This is a genomic window from Bartonella sp. AA2SXKL (assembly GCF_042197205.1).
In the GTDB taxonomy this organism is placed as follows: Bacteria; Pseudomonadota; Alphaproteobacteria; order Rhizobiales; family Rhizobiaceae; genus Bartonella.
This window is the reverse complement of record NZ_JBHIRN010000237.1, coordinates 284-607: the sequence shown is the minus strand read 5'-3', so window position 1 is coordinate 607 and position 324 is coordinate 284. Positions and strand designations below refer to the sequence as shown.

1 protein-coding gene is annotated in these 324 nt (G+C 37.3%); it reads left to right on the top strand.

The features are described 5' to 3' along the window. Nucleotides 1–56: 56 nt before the first annotated feature. The coding region (locus tag ACFINS_RS10950) for a disulfide bond formation protein B (RefSeq protein ID WP_375706287.1) at nucleotides 57–324 on the top strand (268 nt) is incomplete at its 3' end.

Below are 324 nucleotides of genomic sequence, written 5' to 3'. Positions count from 1 at the left end.
CACTTTTAATCATCATGCAACTTCTACTTTAAATCTGTCTTTTTGAGATAATAATCATGGAACATGTTCAACAAAAAAATCATCATTTCATCATATTTATGAACACATTAGGATTGTTAGGACTTTCTGCTGTCCTGTTGGTGGCTTTCTATTATCAACTGGTGAAGTTTGAATTGCCGTGCCCTCTTTGTCTTCTTCAGCGCGTAGGTTTGATGCTGGCAGGATGTGGCTTCCTTCTTAATATTCACCATAAGGTCAAAAATACCCATTATGGTATGGTTATTCTTGGTTGTATGGTAACCAGTATTGTTGCTGCACGTCAGG